This is a genomic window from Alicycliphilus sp. T452, from assembly GCF_054512775.1.
The window spans coordinates 1-488 of the sequence record NZ_JBTNEH010000084.1 but is presented as its reverse complement, the minus strand read 5'-3'; the positions used below and the strand labels follow the sequence as shown (position 1 = coordinate 488).

At 67.8% G+C, this 488-nt stretch carries 2 protein-coding genes; both read left to right on the top strand.

The genetic code is table 11. The annotated features are described in order from the left end of the window. The coding region (locus ACX12L_RS23015; protein ID WP_459264582.1) for a magnesium transporter at nucleotides 1-323 on the top strand (323 nt) is incomplete at its 5' end. A 19-nt stretch (nucleotides 324-342) separates the two neighbouring features. Beyond that, a partial coding sequence (locus ACX12L_RS23010) for a crossover junction endodeoxyribonuclease RuvC (RefSeq protein WP_459264583.1) occupies nucleotides 343-488 on the top strand: 146 nt, incomplete at its 3' end.

The window sequence follows — 488 nt, the reverse complement described above, 5'->3', positions numbered from 1 at the left end:
CGCTGCGCGAACTGCCAACCGGACTGATCCTCGGCGGCATTCTCGGCCTGATCGGCCTCACGCGCGTCGTGCTGTGGCAGAACCTCGGCCTTTACGACTATGGCGAGCACTGGCTGCTGGTCGGCCTGACGGTGGCGGCGGCGCTGGTCGGCGTCGTGACGTTCGGCTCGGTGGTCGGCTCGATGCTGCCGTTCGTGCTGCAACGCGCCGGGTTCGATCCGGCCAGCGCCTCGGCGCCGTTCGTCGCCACGCTGGTCGATGTCACCGGGCTGATGATCTATTTCAGCGTGGCGCTGGTCATCCTGCGCGGCACGCTGTTGTAGTTTGGGTTATCATCGGCGCATGTTTCGCGCACCGATTCGCATTCTGGGCATCGATCCGGGCCTGCGCCGCACCGGCTGGGGGGTCATCGACAGCGATGGCAACCGGCTGACGTTCGTCGGCTGCGGCTCGGTCGAGACCCGCGAGGGCGAGGCGCTGGCCGAACG